Consider the following 19,271-nt stretch of genomic DNA (forward strand, 5'->3'; position numbering starts at 1 on the left):
ACCGGAAAACCCATGATCCCTCTCCTTCTGACGATCGGTTTTCTCTCCCTCTTCGGGCAGGTGATCCTGCTCCGGGAAGCGGCGGACGCCTTCTACGGGAGCGAGCTGATCCTCCTTCTCACGATCGCTTTTTGGATGGTGTGGACCGGCGCGGGCGCGCTTCTCGCGCGCGGTCGCGGCGCCGCGCCCGGCGCGCGGGCGATTCCCGCCGCCCTCGCCGGTCTCGGCGTCGCCTTTCCCGCGTCGGTGCTCTTTCTTCGCTCGGTCCGCATTCTCTTCCACGGCGTGCCCGGCGCATTTCTCCCCTTCGAGCGCCAGGTCGCCGCGGCCGCGCTCGCATCGGCCCCTGTGGGGCTACTCCTCGGCGCGCTCTTCGTCCTCGCCGCGCGCCGCCGATCCCGCTCCGGCCGCTTCGCATCCGCCTACGGGATCGAGTCGATCGGCGCGGCGCTCGGCGGGCTCGCGTCCGTCTTCCTCTTCGCCGGCAGCGCGCCCCCCTTCTCCGCGTCCCTCCTCGCCGGAGCGATCGCCTGGATCGCGGGGGCGGCGCTCGCCCGCCGGCCCGCGGCGCGCCTCCTTTTCGGCGCCGGTGCGGCGCTTTCGATCGGCTTGGTGTTCTTCGCCGCGGCGTCGTTGGAGAGGGCGACCCTCGCCTGGCACGCGCCCGGCCTCGTGGAGAGCCGGGACACCCCCTACGGGCGGATCACGCTGACCGAGCGGGGAGGGCAGGCAGTCCTCTTCCGGAACGGCGCGATCGTGTTTGAAACACAAAGCACGGACGCGGAGGAGGCGGTTCACCCGGCGCTTTTACAGCGGGAGAGTCCGCGCCGCGTGCTGGTGATCGGCGGCGGCCCGGCGGGGATGGTCCGCGAGATTCTGCGATACCGCCCCGAGCGCGTGGATGACGTGGAGATCGACGGAGCGGCGATCGACATGATCCGCGGCCGGCTTCCGGAGACGGAGGGGCGCGCCCTGGACGACCCGGCGGTGAGGTTGATCGCCGGGGATGGGCGCCGTTTTCTGCGCGAGGCCGAAGAGACGTATGACGCGATCCTGGTCGACATGGGGGAGCCGAACTCCGGCGCGGCGAACCGCTTCTACACGGCCGAGTTTTTCCGTCTCTGCCGGGAGAGGCTTTCCCCGGACGGCGTGCTCGCCTTCGCCGTTACCGGCGCGGAGCAGTACTGGACGGCGTCGATGGCGCGGCGGAACGGCTCGATCCTGCACGCCCTGAAAGAGGTGTTCGGCGACGTGGTGGTCCTCCCCGGCGGGCGCAACCTTTTCCTCGCGTCGGAGGAGAGTCTCACCCGCGACCCGGAACCCCTGGTCCGCCGCTTTCAGGAACGCGGAATCGAGACGAGGCTCCTTTCGGCGCCGCACATTCGTTATCTCTACACGAACGATCGTTTCGATGAGACGGAGAGGAGACTCCGGGAAGCGGACGTTCCGGCCAACACCGACCGGCGACCGGTCTGCTATCCCTTCACACTTCTCGCATGGCTCGCCCGCTTCCATCGGCCCCTCGCCGATTTCCGCTTCACCCTCGGCAGGCAAGTGTGGGCGGTTCCGGCGGTGGCGGCGCTTCTCTTCACGGCGCTTCGCCTGCGTCGCCGGCGGCGGGCGGGACGGCTTTTCCTGGCGGCGTTCGCGGGAGCATCCGGCGCGGCGCTCGAGTTCGCCCTCCTCCTCCGTTTTCAGACCGCCGCCGGAGCGCTTTACCGGGACGTGGGTGCGCTTCTCGCCGCGTTCATGGTCGGTCTGGCGGCGAGCCCGCTCGTCGGCCGGCGCGCGGCGCGATCGACGCGCGGGGGGACGGCGCTCGTCGCCGCCTACGCGCTCTTCGCCGGTGCGACGGCGCTCTTCCTGCGCGGCGGCTCGGCGGGATATCTCCCGGCGGCCGTTTTCCTGCTCTCCCTCGCCGGGCTCGGCACCGGTTCCGTATACTGCTGGGCCGCCGAGCGGGATCGGGACGCGGGCGCGTCCCTCTACGGCGCCGACTTGATCGGCGGGAGCGCCGGCGCCGTCGCGGCGACCCTTCTGCTTCTTCCCTTCCTCGGTCTCGACGCCGCCGCGCTCTGGATCGGGCTTCTCCTCTTCGCCGCGCTCCCCGCGGCCGGCGGGGATTGACCCGCGCGCTTGCGCACCGGACGCGGAAGGGATAGGGTTGCGCTGCGTTCCCCCCGTCACGGCCGGACCCGTTTCGCCCGTTACGCACCGGTGAAAAGGGGGCATCCATGGGAGAAGAGAGAACCCGACGGCGGCATGGAGCCCGCGCGACTCGCGCGTCCGGTACGACGAGTTCAACCCGGACAGCAAAACGCCGGGCGATACGGAGAAGACGGTCACGGCGGGTCTCGACTTTCTTCCCGCCGGCCACCGTTTCAAGATGATGCTCGAATACGCGAACCACCACCGCCTGGACGCCGGTGACGACCGGAGCCGGGACGAAGACGAGGTCCGTTTTCTGGTCCAGATCGAGGTGGAATAGGGAGGTTTGGGCATGAAAGAGTATCGACGAATCACGCGCGCGGCCGCGTTCATCGCGGCGTTCGCCGCGCTCGTTCTGTTCGCCGGTTGCGGGACCGACGACGAGGAACTGCTCCCCCGCGACTCCGAAGCGCCACTCTTCATCAACGAGATCCTCGCGGACAACGGCGCCGTCGCCGTCGATCCCGACTTCGGCGAGCACTCCGACTGGATCGAGCTGTACAACGCCGGCGCCGCGGCGCTCGACCTGGAGGGTTTCTCCCTCACCGACGATCCGTCGAGCGTTTCGCCCTGGACATTTCCGGAAGGATCGACGATCCCCGCCGGCGGTTTCCTACTCGTCTGGGCGGACGACCGGGACACCACCGCCGCCGCCCATCACACCGACTTCAAGCTGAGCGCCTCCGGCGAGTCGGTCGTTCTCCGCGACGCGGACGGTCTCACCGCGGACCGGCTCGATTTCGGCGAGCAGGAGGAAGACATCTCCTGGGGGCGGGTCGCCGACGGCGGCGCGGACTGGGCCGCCTTCGCTTCTCCCACGCCGGGTGTGTCCAACACCGGTTCGGGGAACGCCGCTCCGGTGATCGTATCGGTCCGGCTCGACCCGTCCACGCCCGGCCCGAACGACACGGTGCGCGTCGTCGCCGTGGTGACCGACGACGATTCCGCCGCCGTGACGCTCGTCTGGTCCCCCGGCGGCGGAATGATGGAAGCCGCCATGGAGGCTGAGGCGCCGGACACATTCGCCGCGTCGATCCCCCCCTTCCCCGAGGGATCCACCATCACCTATTGGGTGTCCGCCGAGGACACCGCCGGCGTGGAGGTCCGTTCTCCCGCCAACGCCCCCTCCGAGTCCTACGCCTACACGGTCGGGAGCGCCTTCCCCCTCGTTTTCATCAACGAGTTCCTGGCGAGCAACAGCGTCACCGGCGCCGACCCCGACTCCAACGAATACGGCGACTGGATCGAGTTGTATAACGGCGGCGCGACCGACGTGGACCTCGCCGGGTGGTTCCTCTCCGACAACCCGAGCGAGCCGCTCCGCTGGACCTTCCCGGAGGGCTCGATCGTCGAAGCGGGCGGCTTCTTCCTTCTCTGGGCGGACGGGTACGACTTCGTCGGCCTCGCGGTCCACGCCGATTTCAAGCTCAGTAAGGACGGCGACGAGGTGATCCTCCTCAGCGACCGGTCCGGGGCGCGGATCGATTCGACGGCGATTGAGCCGCAGACCGTCGATGTGTCGACGGGGCGCGTCACGGACGGCGGCGCCGCGTGGACCACCTTCACCCTCCCCACGCCGGACGCATCGAACTCCGGCGTCGGCGGGAACACGCCCCCCGCGTTCCTCTCCGCCTCCCTCGCCCCCGACCCGCCCGCCGCCGGCGAAGCCCCGACGGTGACGGCGGTGATCGTCGACTCCGACGGCGTGGACACCGCCACGGTGCGAGTCGACGTCGGAGCGGGGTGGACCGAGATTCCCCTGGTACGCGCCGCCGGCGACACCTTCACCGCCGCGCTTCCGGCACGAACGGGAGGGACGCCCGTCGCCTGGTATCTCTACGCCGCCGACCCGCTCGGCGCCGCTTCCTACGATCCACCCGCCGGGCCGCTCGCCCCGCGCCTGTACACCGTCCCCGGCTCGGCGCCTTCGGTCCTGATCAACGAGTTCCTCGCCGGGAACGAGACGGGCGCCGCCGATCCGGACTCGGGCGAGACCGGGGACTGGATCGAGCTGTACAACGCGGAAAATTCACCCATCGACCTTTCCGGCTGGACCATCACGGATGACCCGGAAGCGGAGCCGGCGGAGCGATGGACCTTTCCGCCGGGCGCCTCCATCGCCGCCAAGGACCGGCTCCTTCTCTGGGCGGACGGCGAGGATTTCGCCGGGATCGCGCTCCACGCCGATTTCAAGCTGAACCGCGGCGGCGAGTCGATCCTCCTCTTCGACGACGCGGGGGACCGCGCCGACGGAATCACCTTCGGTCCGCAGACGTTGGACGTCTCCTACGGGAGAACGCCCGACGGCGGTTCCGCCTGGACCTTCTTCGCGACCCCCACGCCGGGCGCGGCCAACCCCTGAGAGGGGCGGCGGGCGGAGGGAACGATGGGGCGGATCGCGGCGATCGACCTGGGCACCAACTCGATGAAGCTTCTCGTCGCCGACGCCGGCGACGGGGAGATCGAGACGGTGATCGATCGTTTCCGCGTCACCCGGCTCGGCGAGGGGATGGGGGAGCGCCCCCTTCTCCGTGACGGCGCGGTGGAGAGGAATCTGGAATCTCTCCGCCTCTTCGCCGACGAGGCGAGGGAGGCGGGGGCGCGGCGGATCGTCGCCGCCGGCACCGAGGCGCTCCGCGCCGCCCGGAACGCCCCGGACTTTTTGGCGCGCGCCGAGCGGGAGTGCGGCGTCGCCGTGGAGATCCTCACCGGAGAGGAGGAGGCTCGCCTCTCCTGGATCGCCGCACTCTCCGCCTTCGATCCCATCGAGGGCCCGGTCCTTCTCTTCGATACGGGAGGGGGGAGCACCGAGTTCGTTTTCGGCCGAGGGGGCGCGATCGCGTCGCGCGCGAGCCTCCCCCTCGGATCGCGCGTTCTCGCCGAAGCGTTTCTCCGGTCGGATCCACCCGGGCCGGAGGAACGGACACGGCTGGACCACCGTCTCGCCTTCGCCCTCGATGAGCTGGAGGGAGAGGCGGCTCGGGTGATCGGCGTGGGCGGCACCGTCACCACACTCGCCGCCGTCTTCCTCGGCGTGGAGCCGTACGACCCGGCCCGCGTCGGCGGCGCGTCGCTCCCCCTCGCCGAGGTGGAGCGCCAGATCACCCTCTACGCTTCCCTCCCCGGCGAGCGGCGGCGGGAGATCCCCGGTCTCCATCCGGACCGCGCGGATGTGATCCTCGCGGGCGCCGCGCTCGTCCGGGCCGTGCTCCGCCGCTTCGGCGCTCCCTCTCTTCTCGTCAGCGATCGGGGCCTCCGCCACGGCCTTCTGATCGACCGTTTCCTCCGCGATTGAGAGGCGACACGGGCCGCGCGCGGGAGGCGATTTCGCGGGCCGGGCTTGCGCCATCGCTCTTTTGGGAGGAAAGTAAGGGGAGAGCACCCACCGGCTCGGGACGATCGGAATCACGGAAAAGGAAAATGCGCTCTTTCTCGAGCTTCGCCGTCCGTTTCCGGGACACGACCACGCGTTTTCGTCTCGGCGCGGCGCTTGCGGCCGCGGCTCTCCTCGCGCTCTTTGCCGCCGGCGCGGGCGCACAGATCGTCCTCAACGAGATCATGTACAACACGCCCGACTCGCCCGACGTGGAGTGGGTGGAACTGGTGAACGTCTCCGCCGCCGCCGTCGATCTCGATGGCTGGTACCTTCTCGACGAAGACGACGGCCACGTTCCCTGCGCGCTCGCCGGCGTTCTCGATCCGGGGGCTTTTCTGGTCGTCGCCGGCGACGACACCCTCTTCGCCGCCGCCTACCCGGACGTGGAGAACGTGAACCCGAACGTCTTCGGCATGGGACCGGACGGATGGAACCTGGGGAACGGCGGCGACGCGATCCGTCTCTACGACGACGACGACGAACTCGCCGACCGCGTGGACTTCGACGACGCCTCCCCCTGGCCGACCGCGCCGGACGGCGACGGTCCCTCGCTGGAGCTGCTGAACCCCGCCCTCGACAACGCCTCCGCCGTGAGCTGGGCGGCGAGCATCGCCGCCGGCGGGAGCCCGGGAGCGCCGAACACGGTTTACGTGAACGACCAACCGCCGGCGGTGGGCGCCCTCTCCCGCGACATCCTTCTCCCCGGACCCGCCGACACGGTGACGGTGACCGCCCGCGCTTTCGATGACGACTCCCTCGCGGCCGTGCTTCTTTACATGGACGACGGGAGCGGCTTCACGCCGGCGCCGATGGCCGACGACGGCCTGCACGGCGACGGCGCCCCGGGCGATTCCCTCTTCGGCGTCCGTCTCGCCCCGCGTCCCTTCGGCGCGTTGGTCCGCTACTATGTCCTCGCCGAGGACGGCATCAGCCAAACCGCGACCGATCCACCGGACGCCCCGGCCGCCTACCATGCCTACACCGTGGGATACGAGCCTCCCATGCTCACGATTTCCGAGGCGCTCGCCGTGAACGATTCCGGCGCCGCCGACGAGATGGGCGAGCGCGAGGACTGGATCGAGATCCGCAACGGCGGACCGTCGCCGGCCGCGCTCGGCGGAATGTTCCTCACGGACGACTTCGACTCGCCGATGAAATGGGCGCTCCCGGACACGACGATCCCGGCGGGCGACCATCTGCTCGTCTGGGCCGACGGAGAGCCGGAAGAGGGGCCTCTTCACGCGGACTTCAAGCTCTCCGCCGGCGGTGAGGAGGTGGGGCTTTTCGAGACGACCGATCACGGGAACGGGCGAATCCACGGATTCACCTTCGGCCCGCAGAGCGCGGATATCTCCTTCGGTTATCTGCCGGGGGACAACGCGCCCGAGTACCTCGATCCTCCCACGCCGGGCGCGTCCAACGCATCCTCGTCCCCCTACGGCGAAGTCTGCGTCAACGAACTCTTCGCCGCCTCCACCGCGTCGGGCGGCGAGGACTGGTTGGAGTTGTGGAACCGCGGAGGCGCCGCGGTCGGTCTGGGCGGTTGGTTCCTCTCCGACGATACGAACGAGCCGGAACGATACCGCATCGCCGACGGGACCTCACTCCCCGCGGGCGCTTTTCTCGTTTTCACCGAAAGCGAACTCGGCTTCGCCTTTTCCGCATCCGGCGACGAGGCGGTCCTTCTCACGGCGCCGGACGGCGCGACCGGGGTGGACTACTACGACTACGGCCCGCAGATCGCCGGCGCGTCGGTGGGACGCTGGCCCGATGGAACCGGTTTCTGGAGCGTGATGGAATCCCCCACGCCGGGCGCGCCCAACGGAGACCCGGTCGGGGTGGACGAATCGGCGGCGGCGGCTCCCCCCGCGGCGGCGCGGATCGCCGCCAACCGGCCGAATCCCTTCAACCCGACGACGACCATCCTCTTCGAGACCTTGAAAAGAGGACGCGCGCGGATCCGCGTCTACGACCTCGGCGGGCGGCGTGTCCGCTCTCTCGTGGACGCCTCTCTCGAACCCGGATCGCACGAGGCGCGGTGGGACGGCCGAAACGACGCGGGGCGGCCGGTGGCCGGCGGATTCTACTTCGCCCGCCTCGAGACGGAAGGTTCCTCGTGCGCGGTGAAGATGCTTCTTCTCCGATGAGCGGCGCGGGAGGGCGCGCGCGCTGGTGTTCCCCGATCCCGGCGGCGGTCCGCGCGCGATCCGCGTTGACAACCACCCTCTCCATCCTTTAAGAAGCGGCTGGGCCGGCGCGCTCCCCGTCACGAGCGCCCGCGGCGCCGCGGTCCGTCCCGGAAGCGTGAGGAGGAAGAACATGTCCGTACTTTTTCGCAAGGCGCGCGAGCTGGAGGCGGAGATCGACCGCTATCTCGACGCGGTCCTTCGGGGCGCCGGTGTGTTCCGCGAGGGGATTCGCCTCTACGTGGACGGGCGGATCGAGGAGTTCGAGGAACTCCGGGAGAAGCTGGACCGGTTCGAGAGCGAAGCCGACGGGCTCCGCCGGAGCATCGAGGACCAGTTGTACAAGAGGCTGTTGATCCCGGAGCACCGGGGGGACGTGCTCGGCCTGCTCGAGAGCAGCGACCGCGTGCTGAATCAACTCGCCGAGACGATGGCCGGCCTCGCCGTGGAGCGCCCCGAGATCCCCGCCGCGGTGCGGGATCTCTTCGTGGATCTCGGCGTTTCCGCCGTCGGCGCCGTCGAGTCGATGGCGCTTGCGATTCGCGGCTACCTGAAGGATCCGGGGGCGATGCGAGGCGCCGTCTGCGACGTATCGGTTCGCGAGAAGGAGACGGACCGGACCGGCGAACGGATTCGACGCTCTCTCTTCGCCGACACCGGGCTCGACCTCTGCCGCAAGCTGCACGCCCGCGCCTTCGTGCATCACGTGGAGCGGATCGCCGACGCGGCGGAGGACGTCTGCGACCGGCTCGCCGTGGCCGCCATCAAGCGGGACGTTTGATGTCCGTTCCGACGATCGTTCTCTTTCTACTCAGCGGCCTCTTTCTCGGCTGGAGCCTCGGCGCCAACGACGCCGCGAACGTGTTCGGCACCGCCGTCGGGAGCCGGATGATCGGCTTTCGGACGGCGGCGGCGGTGACGGCGGCGTTCGTGATGCTGGGCGCGGTGCTGGAGGGGGACGGCGCGACCCGTACGCTGGAGAGCCTCGGCGCCGTGCGGTCCCTCTCCGGTTCCTTCGTGGTCGCCCTCGCGGCGGCGGTGACGGTGACGCTGATGACCCGCGCGGGCCTCCCCGTCTCGACCTCCCAGGCGATCGTCGGCGGCATCCTCGGCTGGAACCTTTACCACGGCTCGCCGATCGACGAAGACGCGCTCCTCCGCATCGTCACCGGATGGGCGGCCGGCCCGATTCTGGCGGGGCTTCTCGCCGCCGGTCTCTTCCTCGCGGTGCGCGCCTGGGCGCGGCGATCGAGAATCCACATCCTGGAATGGGACGCCGCCACGCGGATCGCCCTCCTGGTGGTGGGCGCTTTCGGAGCGTACAGTTTAGGAGCAAATAACATCGCGAACGTCGTCGGCGTCTTCGTCCCCGTCTCTCCCTTTCACGATTTTCAAATCGGCCCCCTCGCCGTCGACGCCGCCCGCCCCCTTTTTCTGGTCGGCGCGGCCGCGATCGGCGTGGGCATCTTCACCGACTCGCGCCGGGTGATGCGCACGGTCGGCCACGATCTTTTCCGGCTCACGCCGATCGCCGCGCTGGTGGCGGTCGCCGCCGAATCGGTGGTGCTCTACCTCTTCGCGTCCGGGGCGCTCCGGGCCCGGCTCATCGGGGCGGGTCTCCCCGCCTTCCCGCTGGTTCCGATCTCCAGCTCGCAGGTGGTGATCGGCGCCGTGCTCGGAATCGGCCTCGCCAAGGGGAGGAGGGGGGTGCGGTTCGGGCTGCTGGGGAAGATCGCCGCGGGGTGGGCGGTGACGCCGCTTTTGGCCGCCCTTCTCTGCTTCGCGGCGCTCGCGGCGCTTCGCTGAGGGGCGCGCGGCTCCGCCCCTTTTACTCCGGATCGGGCATGAACTCCTCGACCAGCGCGTCGAGGCGGACGGCGACCCGCTCCTGATGGCGGTGGAAGTCGTCGACCAGCTTTTGCCGGGCCGTCACTCCCTTCGAATCGCGATAGCCGAGGATCCGGGCGGGAAGATCGAACTGCATCGGATCGAGGCGGTTCATGGGGGCGATCGTGAGGCGGTAGACGTCCCGGAGGCGGTTCAGGAAATTGTAGGATTCTTTGAGTTCCAAAAATTCCTGGTGTCGCGAGGCGTTGTGCTCCGCCAGCACGTCCCAGAAGCGGCCGCCCAGCGGCTCGGGGATTTCGAAGATCACCTTCCAGAGGAGCATCCCCACTTCCAGATCCCGGAGACCGCCGCGACCTTCCTTGATGTTGAAGCTGAGATAATCCCCTTTCCCCTTGACGTAGAGATGGCGGGAGTAGATTTCGCGGATCACCATCCGGGTGTAGGTGTCCTTTTGCGAATGGATGCAGCCGTGGATGATCCGGTCCTGGAATTCCTTTTCCAGGCGGCCGCTCCCCACGATGAGCCGCGCGCCGACGAGCTGGGACATCTCCACGTAGAGGTCCTCGTCGGGCGCTTCCCGGAGGAACTCCTCGAGCTGGGAGAAGCGGCAGACGTAGCCGCCGAACCGGTCGGCGAAGCGGTGCTGAGGCATGATCCCCCGGCGGCTGATCTCGCGGTTGAGGCGGGTCAGGATCTGGTTCGAGTAGTGGTAGATCTCGGCGTCGTCGGAGTTCAGCAGCACGACGAGATCGTAGTCGTCCTGATGCGCGCGCTCCCGGCCGTGGCCGCCGGCGACGAAGAGGGCGAGGAGGTCGTGGGTGAGGATGCGGGTCCCCAGCCGCGCGTCCACCTCGGCCTTGCAGACGTCGAAGAGAAGCTGCAGCCAGTGATCGGCGAATTCGGTGAACTCCCGGTCGAGCTGTTCCAGCGGACGCCCCTGCAGCGTGGCGAGACCGATCCGCAGGTACTGCACGTCGTAATAGGCGCCCAGCTCCTCCTTCTGTTTCTCCGGTGAGTCGAGTCGCATCAGGTCCGCCAAAATCCCCTGGGTGATCCGCTTCAGTTTTTCCGGCTCGCCGAAATAGAGGAGGTACTCGGGATTTTGCTCGCCGACGCGGGTGATGGCGCGCTTGAAGAAGCGGCTGGAGTTCAGGAGGATTTCGCAGAAACGAAGCAGGCGGGCCTGCCAAGCCTTCACCTCCGAGTCCCACACGTCGCCGGAAACCTTTTCATGAAAGACGCGCTGCGATTCTTCGTCCACGAGCGACAGGTAGCCGTGGACCAACTCCGGGAAGTGAATGAACACGGTGGAGAAACGGCGGATCTCGTCCGGCGTCCCCTGGATCGAATCGAGAAAAGCGCGGTTCAGCCGGTCGAAAATTTCCTGCCCCTCGTGCCGGCTTCCCGGGCCGCCGAGGATCGACAGGAGGCGGAGAAGCGTGTAGAAGGTTTCGTGGCCCCAGTAGGCGTAGTAGTTGACGATCTGCTGTCGCCGCATCTCGTCGAGGAGGTAGAGATCGCGGATGAACGCCTTGAGAAGCCCCGTCTCTTCGTCTTCGAGCGCCTCCAAGAGGTCGTCCCAGTATTTGATCCCGTGGAAGTAGCGGACCCGTTTCAGGAAATCCACCGCCAGGTTCGGCCGATCGGGAGAGTCCACGGGCTCGTCCGCCGAACGAACCCACTCGGCGAAGACGGTGATCTTTTTGATGTGTTCCCGGATCTCCGGCACCAGCGCACGGATCCGTTTGCGGCCGTTGGCGACGTGCTCGCCGTAGTGGACCAGCAGCTGCTGCCAGGCGGGGATCACGCCGGCGTCCTCGTAGCCCATGGCGTGGGCCACCTTCTGCAGGCACTCCTGCTCGTTCGGATCGGCGAGATCGATCTCCTCTTCCTGGGCGGAGAACTGTTGGTAGAGATGCCGGAAGGTCTCGACGAACACGTAGTTTCTCTCGAGCGCCTGCACCGGACCGCCGCGCCCCTTGAGGATCTTCTCCATCGCCTGCAGCACGCTCCAGGTGTCGGAGTCCTTGATGCGATGCATGGTCCGGAAACTGAAGAGGGTGCCGCTCATCAGCCGGAGGAGGTCTTCCTTCGGGTTGATGTGCTGCGGGGCGTGGGGCCAGAGAAGGAGCGATTCGATCTCGCCGAGAAGCCCGCGCACGTAGCCCTCGTGTTCGCGGATCACCTTGCGTTTGCGGTAGTAGTAGCGGTTGTGCACTTCGCGCTTGAAGCGATTGAGGAGCGCCTCGCTTCCCACCAGCCGCTCGGCGGAGAGGATCTCGGTGACGCTGACGAAGTCGAGGATCCTCTTGTCCAGGCGCTTTCGGTACTCGTCGATGGAGACGATGTATCCCTCGCCGCCGACGTGCTCGGAGAGGTAGAAGTCGGGCACGCTCGCCCAGCGCATCATTTCCCGAGCCATCTTCGCGATCGCCTTGTTCAGATTGACCCGGGATGCGGAGCCGTCGTCGATGATCCCCAGGTCCACGTCGTCCTGGTGGAAGCGCGTCCCCACGGTGCAGACCACGTACTCCGGGCAGGGCGTGTCGGCGAGGAAGATGCCGAGGAGGCGATTCATGTAGGCGCGGATCAGGGTGTTGAAATCGTCCCGGGCGCGATGAAGGAAGTCGCGGTAGGCGATGATCCGGTCCTCGGTGGCGGCGGCGGTGCGGCTCAGATGGTCCACCGACCGGATGTTCATGAGAAGGTACTGGATGGCGTAGTAGCAGCCGAGGTGGCTCAGCTTCTCCGGATCGTTCAGGCTGGCCTGAAGGACCGTGTCCATCTCGGATTCCACGTCGGCGGCGGGACTCCGGAGATGGACGCGGTCGAAGGTGCCCGATTCTTCGAGACGGTCGATCAGGCTGCGGCCGTGCCTCTCCACGGCGTGGATGTACTTCCGCCGGTGGTTGCCCAGCTCCTGGGCGCGTTCCTCCATCCGGTGGAAATAACGCAGCATGTTCGGCGTCCGGGGTTCGGTCGGCGGGCCGGCCGGCTCAGGCGGATTCGGGCGACCCTTTGTCCAGCTCCTCCGCCATGGAGAGGCCGAGATCGAAAGCCTTGATGTTGATCTCCTCGGTCCCCTTCGGCACCCGGGTGAGGATCGCCTCGCGCACCGATTCCGCCGAGACCACCCGGGCGAAGCGGGTGATGATGCCGAGGGCGACGATGTTCCCCACGATCTCCCGGTTCAGTTTCTCCCGGGCGGCGCGGATCACCGGCGCGCGGAGCGCCCGGAAGGAGCCCTCGGGAACGCGCCGCACGGCGTCCTCGTCGACGAGAAGGAGGCCGTCCGGCTTCAGATCGCCGATGTAGCGGTCGCACGCTTCCTGCGTGAGGGCGAGAAGAAGATCGAGTTCGACCGCCTTCGGGAAGTCGATGTCCTCGTCGGAGAGGATCACTTCGGAACGGCTCGCACCGCCCCGCGCCTCCGGGCCGTAGGACTGGCTCTGGGTGGCGTTGATCCCTTCGTAGATGGCGGCCGCTTCCGCGAAGATCTTCCCGGCGAGAACCAGTCCCTGGCCGCCCTCGCCGCTCAAACGCATTTCATAGCGGAAGCTCATAGCTCCTCTCCTTCCGCGCGGGCGGCCCGGGCGGAGATCGTCTCCCGCTCGGGAAGGACCGGTTCTCCGCGCTCGGCCCGGGACCGCTCGATCAGCCGGTCGTAAAGCTCGCAGTATTCCGGCTTCTCCACATCCGCGAGAACGCCGGTGATCAGTTTGCCTTTTAACTCTTCTTCGGTCATCGTCTCGGCCTTTTTCCGGCCGACCACGCTTTCTTTGATCCAGGCCAGGTTGTCGAGAGGTTTCCCCATCTTGTTGTGCCGGCCGAAGGAGGTGGGGCATGGGGTGAACGCCTCGATGAGGGAGAAACCCTTCTTGAGGATTCCCTGCTCGATGTAGCGGCTCATCTGCACGGGGTTGGTGACCGTGCCCCGGGCCACGAAGGAGGCGCCGGCGGCGATGGCGAGTTTGGAGATGTCGAAGGAGCCTTCGGGGTTGCCGAACTTGGCGGTGGTGGCCCGCATGCCGTGGGGGGTGGTGGGCGAGCACTGGCCGCCGGTCATGCCGTAGATCCAGTTGTTGTAGAGCACCACCGTGATGTCGATGTTGCGGCGGGCGGCGTGGATGAAGTGGTTGCCGCCGATGGCGGTGGCGTCGCCGTCGCCGGTCACCACGACGACCGTCAGCTCCGGGTTCGCCAGCTTGATGCCGGTGGCGAAGGCGAGGGCGCGGCCGTGCGTGGTGTGCAGCGTGTTGAAGTCCACGTAGCCCGTGGCGCGGCTCGAACATCCGATCCCGGAGACCATGGTGACCTTGTTCTGGTCCAGGCCGATCCGGTCGACGGCGCCGAGCATCGCCTTCAGGATGATCCCGTTGCCGCAGCCGGGGCACCAGATCAGCGGCATCTTGTCTTTTCGGAGGTATTTCGTGAGATCCATCATGATTGATTCGCCTCTTCGATCGCGTCCAGGATCTGCCGGGGACGAATCGGTTCGCCGTCCACGCGGTTCACGCGGTGGACCTTCGCGTCGCATCCGAGCGCCCACTCGATCTCGTGGGCGTACTGCCCTGCGTTCATCTCCGCCACGATGACGTGATCCACCAGGCGGCCCAGCTCGCGCATCGCCTTTTCCGGGAAGGGCCACAGCGTGAGCGGCGATAGGAAGGAGACGGCCGTTCCGTTCTCGCGGGCCATCCGAACCGCGCGAGCGGCGGAGCGCGCGGTGGAGCCGTAGGAGACGACCGCCGTCTTGGCCCCTTCCTGGAAGTCCCGATCGACCCGCACGATCCGGTCCGTGTAGCGATCGATCTTGCGGCCGAAGCGCTCCATGAAGCGGTTGATGTTCTCCGCCTTGTTGGTCGGGAAGCCGGTCTCGTCGTGAACGAGGCCGGATACGTGGTAGCGATAGCCGGTGCCGAAGCTCGCCATGGGGGGGATGTCCGAGTCGGTGAAGGCGTAGGGGAGGTACTCCTCGGGGGGGACTTCCGGTTTCACCCGGTCCACGACGCGGACCTTCGTCGGCAGCTCCACCTTCTCGTTCACGTGAGCGATGATCTCGTCCAGCAGAAGGATCACCGGCGTCCGGTAGATCTCGGCGAGGTTGAAGGCGCGGATGGTGAGGTCGTAGGTTTCGCGCACGCCGCGGGGACAGAGGACGATGATCGAGTGATCGCCGTGCGTGCCCCATCGCGTCTGCATCACGTCCCCCTGGGCGGGCAGCGTGGGGAGCCCGGTGCTCGGGCCGCCGCGCATCACGTTCACCACCACGCAGGGGACCTCGGCCATGCAGGCGTAGCCGAGGTTCTCCTGTTTCAAGGAAAAGCCGGGGCCGCTCGTGGCGGTCATCGACTTCGCCCCGGCGAGCGAGGCGCCGATGATCGCGCCCATGGCGCAGATCTCGTCCTCGGTCTGTATGAACTTCCTGCCCAACCGCGGAAGGTCGGTGGAGAGGATCTCCGCGATCTCCGAGGAGGGCGTGATGGGATATCCCGCGTAAAAGCGGAGACCCGCGGCGAGCGCGGCTTCGGCGCACGCCTCGTTTCCCGTCATGACGCGGACGCCGCCGTGGGGAGATGCGGCTTTCGCCTTCGATTCTTCGGGCATGACCTCTCTACTCCTGGTCTTTACTGACTTGAATGGCGAAATCGGGGCAGATCCAGACGCACTGCTCGCAGGCGGTGCACCGCTCCGGATGGACGACGACGGCTTTCTTGTCCTTGGACATTTCCAGCACGTCGCGCGGACAGTAGGTCACGCAGAAGCCGCACCCCTTGCACCAATCGAGACGGATCTCGATCTTGGGGATCGGCTTCCCCGTTTTCCGGGGGCTCGTCTCTTCCTTCTCCACTTATTACCTCCTCAGGCCCGCCTCGCCGTCCGGAGTAGAGGGCCGGCCGGGGGGTTCCGGCCGCCGATCGATAGCAAAGAAAGAAGGATACAACGCATTGGAGTCAAAGACCACCCCCGATCGAGGGGGGGCGCGAAAGAGGATTTCGTGTTTGGTTTTGTCTATCTCTATTAATTACATATGATTGCGCCGTTCCGTCCCCGACGGCTTCCCCACGGCGACATACGGGGAATCTTTGAGACCGGCCCGGCTTTCGCCGAGAAAACCCCTATCGGGAAGCCGCCGTCGTTGCCGCGATAGGCGACTGTCCCCATTTACGCGGCGCGCATTCTTCCTGAGAATAATCGTGACGATCGGTATTGTCGCTGCCCCCTTTCTCGTTTCACGTCTCACGATTCGATTCGGAACCCCACCGCCGGTCTTCCTTGCCCGGCGCTTGGCCGTTCCCGTACAATCCGGGGGAACGAGAGGCGCGGGAACGGTGGTCCGGCCGGAGTCGGGCGGGATGTTTCCCTTTCCCAAGGGGGGAGAGATGGATTGCAAGGGTATGGTGGTCGAGGTGCTCAAGAAGCACCGTAACGTGTTGGAGAACCTGGAACGAAAAGAGATGATCCGCCACTCCTTGGAGAACAAGGAGGCCTTCGCTTCGGCGAACGGGGCGCTCGCCACCTGGACGCCGGTGGAGTCGACCGGCCGCTCCCCCAAGGACACGCTGATCGTGAAACGCCCGGAGAGCGCGGGGAACATCGACTGGGATTCCCCCAATAACCTCCCCGTCGATCCGGAGACCTTCGAGATGCTCTGGAAGGACGCGGTGGAGGTCCTCTCCAAGAAAGACAGGATCTACATCACGGACCGCACCGTGGGCGCCGACTCCTCCTACGCCCTGCCGATCCGCACCATCGCCGATCAGGCGTTGACGGTCCTCTTCACGGACAACATGTTCCGCGCCGTCCCGGAGGACATCGGCAAGAGCTGCTTCGCAGGGAAGGGGTTCACCCTCCTGGTCATTCCCTACGACAAGGTGAAGGCGGAGAAGTACGAGGGGCGGCTCCGCAAAACGGCGAGCGGCGCGACCTCCGACATGGCGATCGTCATGGACATGGACAACCATGTCGGGCTCGTCTACGGCAGCGCCTACGGCGGCAGCGTGAAGAAGCTGATGTTCACGGTGATGAATTACCTGCTCCCGCTGAACGGCGTTCTCCCGCTCCACTGCAGCGCCAACGAGGGTGCCCGCGGGGACTGCGCGCTCCTGCTCGGCCTTTCCGGCACGGGGAAGACGAGTCTCTCCGCCGATCCGACCCGCGCGCTTCTCGGCGACGACGAGCACGGCTGGAACGACACGGGGATCGCCAACTTCGAGAACGGCTGCTACGCCAAGCTGATCAATCTCCGCGAGGCGAAGGAGACGGAGATCTGGAACGCCGTCTTCCACGAGGCGGATCCGCTCGAGCACGGGGCGATCATCGAGAACTGCATGATGTACCCGGACGGGCGTTTCGACGTGGATGACGAGCGGCTGACGCCGAACTCCCGCGGTTCCTACCCGCTCCGCTTCCTCAGCAACATCCAGACGCCGCCCGTGAGCGGCCACCCCAAGACGATTCTCTTCCTCACGGCCGACGCGAACGCGGTGCTCCCGCCGGTGGCGCGCCTCAACCAGGAGCAGGCGATGCTCTGGTTCCTGATGGGGTACACGAGCAAGCTGGCCGGAACCGAGCGGGGCGTGGTCGATCCGGTCTCCACCTTCTCCCGCTTCTTCGGGTCTCCCTTCATGCCGCTCAATCCGGACATCTACGCGCGGATGCTCGGCGAGAGGATGGCGAAGCACGGGAGCAGCGTCTATCTGGTGAACACCGGCTGGAGCGGCGGCCCGTACGGCGTCGGAAAACGGATGGACATCGGCCTCACGCGGGCGATCGTCGCCGCCGCGCTCGAAGGGCACCTGGAGAACGTCGCCTACGAAACGGATCCGCTCTTCCATATCGACGTGCCGAAGGAGTGCCCCGGCGTGCCGGCTGAAGTGCTTCAGCCCCGAAATACCTGGACGGACAAGAAAGCCTACGACGACCGCGCGAAAAAGCTGGCGGCCGACTTCGTGAAGGCGTACGATAAGGCGTACGGCAACAAAAACATCGACCCCAAGGTGGCGGGCCAGTGTCCGGGTAAATAATCCCGGCCCCGGCGGTTGCCGCCGTTCCTTCCGCGTCCGGCCCCGGGCTTCACGGCCCGGGGCCATTTCTATCGGGTAACCAGATACCCTGTTTGCAACAAGTTGTCCGGTGCCGCGCAAGTACCGGGTACCCGGTATCGCGAAACGCCCGGTCGCGATATAATCGAATGGTTCGGGCCGGCCTCCGGATCCGACCGGCTACGGGCCCAAAGCGGGGTCGGCCCCGAACACTTTTCCGTCGTGTGGGTTTTAAGCGGCTTGCGCGAAACGAGCCGGAGGAGGGGATCGATGAAGGACGTGCGCGTGGAGCGCCTGGCCGAGCTGATCTGCCGGTATTCGATCGGCGTCAAGAAGGGGGACGCCATCGTCGTCAACTATGAACCGGTTTCGGAGCCACTCGCCCGGGAGCTGTATCGGGAGATCCTCCTGATGGGGGGGCACCCGATTCTCGACATCAATCCGGGTTGGCGGGAGGAGATCTACTACCGCGAGGCGCAGCCGCATCAGCTCGATTACACCAGCCCCTTCCTCCTTCACGAGGCGGAGAACACGCGCGCGCGGATCGTGATCCACGGGTCGACCAACACCCGGCGGAACAGCTCCGTCGATCCCAAGCGGATCTCGCGCGCCCAGCAGGCGCGCCGGCCGATCCTGGAGACCTTCTTTGGCCGGATGGATAAAAAGGAATGGAGCTTCGTCATCGCCCCCTTCCCGACCGAGTCGGACGCGCAGGAGGCGGACATGAGCCTCGCCGACTACGAGGACTTCGTCTACAGGACGCTCCTGGTTCACCGGCCGAACCCGGTGGCGGCGTGGAAGAAGGTGTCGGAGAAGCAGGCGGCGATCGCCAAGAAGCTGAACCGCCTGAAGGAGCTGCACGTGATCGGCGAGGACACCGACCTCCGGATGTCCGTGAAGGGCCGCACCTGGGTGAACTGCGACGGCCGCCACAATCTCCCCGACGGCGAAATCTTCACCGGACCGGTGGAGGACACGGTGGAAGGGAAGGTTTATTTTTCCTTCCCCGCCATCTATCAGGGGCGCGAGGTCACCGGCGTCCGTCTCACTTTCAAGAAGGGGGCGGTCGTCGAGGCGCGGGCGGACAAGGGGGAGGACCTCCTGAACGAGCTGCTCCACATGGACCCGGGCGCCCGTTTCGTCGGCGAGTTCGCCATCGGCACCAACGACAACATCAAGCATTTCACCCGCAGCATTCTCTTCGACGAGAAGACGGGCGGGTCGATCCACATGGCGTGCGGCCGTTCGATCCCCGAGTCGGGCGGGAAGAACCAGAGCGCTCTCCACTGGGACATGATCAAGGACATGCGGAAGGGGGGCGTGATCTACGGCGACGGGAAGCCGATCTACAAGAACGGTAAGTTTTTGATCTAGGGGGTGTTACGAATCCAAACGATTCCTCGGGTGTGCTGAAAAGCGCGAGACAGAGTGACTGTTAGAGGAAAAGAAACCTAAATGGGACGCGACACTAGCCCAGATTATTGGAGGGAGTTCACGAATCTGCAGCACAAGAAGCACGAGCTTATCCACGAGTACTTAAACGGATGGTTTCCGAAATTGGGTTTATGGAGCGGACGAGTTGTTTACCTAGACACCCATGCTGGTCGT

The 19,271-nt window shown here is 66.7% G+C and carries 13 protein-coding genes; 8 read left to right on the plus strand and 5 right to left on the minus strand.

Going from position 1 to position 19,271, the window contains the following annotated elements; genetic code table 11:
- Window positions 1-12: 12 nt before the first annotated feature.
- The 6 genes from JW958_04790 to JW958_04815 all read left to right on the plus strand — a co-directional run bounded on the left by JW958_04790 (window position 13) and on the right by JW958_04815 (window position 9,576).
- On the plus strand, window positions 13-2,127 hold the full coding sequence (locus JW958_04790; protein ID MBN1825563.1) for a hypothetical protein: 2,115 nt from the start codon (window positions 13-15) through the stop codon (window positions 2,125-2,127).
- 373 nt (window positions 2,128-2,500) lie between these two features.
- Window positions 2,501-4,570 carry a lamin tail domain-containing protein gene (locus tag JW958_04795; GenBank protein MBN1825564.1) on the plus strand — a complete coding sequence of 690 codons (2,070 nt, stop codon included), beginning with the start codon at window positions 2,501-2,503 and terminating at the stop codon, window positions 4,568-4,570.
- A 24-nt stretch (window positions 4,571-4,594) separates the two neighbouring features.
- Complete coding sequence (locus tag JW958_04800; GenBank protein ID MBN1825565.1) at window positions 4,595-5,503, plus strand: Ppx/GppA family phosphatase; 909 nt, start codon at window positions 4,595-4,597, stop codon at window positions 5,501-5,503.
- A gap of 125 nt (window positions 5,504-5,628) precedes the next feature.
- Window positions 5,629-7,731, plus strand: a complete 2,103-nt coding sequence (locus tag JW958_04805) for a lamin tail domain-containing protein (protein ID MBN1825566.1) — start codon at window positions 5,629-5,631, stop codon at window positions 7,729-7,731.
- A 172-nt stretch (window positions 7,732-7,903) separates the two neighbouring features.
- Window positions 7,904-8,551 (plus strand): DUF47 family protein, encoded by a 648-nt coding sequence (locus tag JW958_04810; protein MBN1825567.1) that lies wholly within the window; start codon window positions 7,904-7,906, stop codon window positions 8,549-8,551.
- Window positions 8,551-9,576, plus strand: a complete 1,026-nt coding sequence (locus tag JW958_04815) for an inorganic phosphate transporter (protein ID MBN1825568.1) — start codon at window positions 8,551-8,553, stop codon at window positions 9,574-9,576. Before JW958_04810 ends, JW958_04815 begins: the two co-directional genes overlap by 1 nt.
- Window positions 9,577-9,598: 22 nt before the next feature.
- Here JW958_04815 and JW958_04820 read toward each other — a convergent pair whose 3' ends face one another.
- From JW958_04820 to JW958_04840, 5 genes are read right to left on the minus strand one after another with little or no spacing between them, the layout of a single operon-like run.
- Window positions 9,599-12,577, minus strand: coding sequence for a hypothetical protein (locus JW958_04820; GenBank protein ID MBN1825569.1), 2,979 nt, complete (start codon window positions 12,575-12,577; stop codon window positions 9,599-9,601).
- 37 nt (window positions 12,578-12,614) lie between these two features.
- Entirely contained in the window at window positions 12,615-13,181 is a 567-nt protein-coding gene (locus tag JW958_04825) for a 2-oxoacid:acceptor oxidoreductase family protein (protein ID MBN1825570.1), read from the minus strand.
- Window positions 13,178-14,065, minus strand: coding sequence for a 2-oxoacid:ferredoxin oxidoreductase subunit beta (locus tag JW958_04830; protein ID MBN1825571.1), 888 nt, complete (start codon window positions 14,063-14,065; stop codon window positions 13,178-13,180). The genes JW958_04825 and JW958_04830 overlap by 4 nt, the downstream gene beginning before the upstream one ends.
- Window positions 14,059-15,225, minus strand: coding sequence for a 2-oxoacid:acceptor oxidoreductase subunit alpha (locus JW958_04835; GenBank protein MBN1825572.1), 1,167 nt, complete (start codon window positions 15,223-15,225; stop codon window positions 14,059-14,061). The genes JW958_04830 and JW958_04835 overlap by 7 nt, the downstream gene beginning before the upstream one ends.
- A 7-nt stretch (window positions 15,226-15,232) precedes the next feature.
- Window positions 15,233-15,469: a 4Fe-4S binding protein gene (locus JW958_04840; protein ID MBN1825573.1), complete on the minus strand. Its 237-nt coding sequence runs from the start codon at window positions 15,467-15,469 to the stop codon at window positions 15,233-15,235.
- A 532-nt stretch (window positions 15,470-16,001) separates the two neighbouring features.
- Here JW958_04840 and JW958_04845 point away from each other — a divergent pair.
- Complete coding sequence (locus JW958_04845) at window positions 16,002-17,645, plus strand: phosphoenolpyruvate carboxykinase (ATP) (protein ID MBN1825574.1); 1,644 nt, start codon at window positions 16,002-16,004, stop codon at window positions 17,643-17,645.
- A gap of 288 nt (window positions 17,646-17,933) precedes the next feature.
- On the plus strand, window positions 17,934-19,037 hold the full coding sequence (locus JW958_04850; GenBank protein MBN1825575.1) for an aminopeptidase: 1,104 nt from the start codon (window positions 17,934-17,936) through the stop codon (window positions 19,035-19,037).
- The last annotated feature ends 234 nt before the right edge of the window (window positions 19,038-19,271 follow it).

Source organism: Candidatus Eisenbacteria bacterium (genome assembly GCA_016930695.1).
Taxonomy (GTDB): Bacteria; Orphanbacterota; Orphanbacteria; order Orphanbacterales; family Orphanbacteraceae; genus JAFGGD01.

Coding starts and splice junctions, on each gene's coding strand:
- JW958_04790 (MBN1825563.1), top strand. CDS start 13: ATGATCCCTCTCCTTCTGACGATCGGTTTTCTCTCCCTCTTCGGGCAG.
- JW958_04845 (MBN1825574.1), top strand. CDS start 16,002: ATGGATTGCAAGGGTATGGTGGTCGAGGTGCTCAAGAAGCACCGTAAC.
- JW958_04825 (MBN1825570.1), bottom strand. CDS start 13,181: ATGAGCTTCCGCTATGAAATGCGTTTGAGCGGCGAGGGCGGCCAGGGA.
- JW958_04850 (MBN1825575.1), top strand. CDS start 17,934: ATGAAGGACGTGCGCGTGGAGCGCCTGGCCGAGCTGATCTGCCGGTAT.
- JW958_04815 (MBN1825568.1), top strand. CDS start 8,551: ATGTCCGTTCCGACGATCGTTCTCTTTCTACTCAGCGGCCTCTTTCTC.
- JW958_04810 (MBN1825567.1), top strand. CDS start 7,904: ATGTCCGTACTTTTTCGCAAGGCGCGCGAGCTGGAGGCGGAGATCGAC.
- JW958_04795 (MBN1825564.1), top strand. CDS start 2,501: ATGAAAGAGTATCGACGAATCACGCGCGCGGCCGCGTTCATCGCGGCG.
- JW958_04800 (MBN1825565.1), top strand. CDS start 4,595: ATGGGGCGGATCGCGGCGATCGACCTGGGCACCAACTCGATGAAGCTT.
- JW958_04835 (MBN1825572.1), bottom strand. CDS start 15,225: ATGCCCGAAGAATCGAAGGCGAAAGCCGCATCTCCCCACGGCGGCGTC.
- JW958_04805 (MBN1825566.1), top strand. CDS start 5,629: ATGCGCTCTTTCTCGAGCTTCGCCGTCCGTTTCCGGGACACGACCACG.
- JW958_04820 (MBN1825569.1), bottom strand. CDS start 12,577: ATGCTGCGTTATTTCCACCGGATGGAGGAACGCGCCCAGGAGCTGGGC.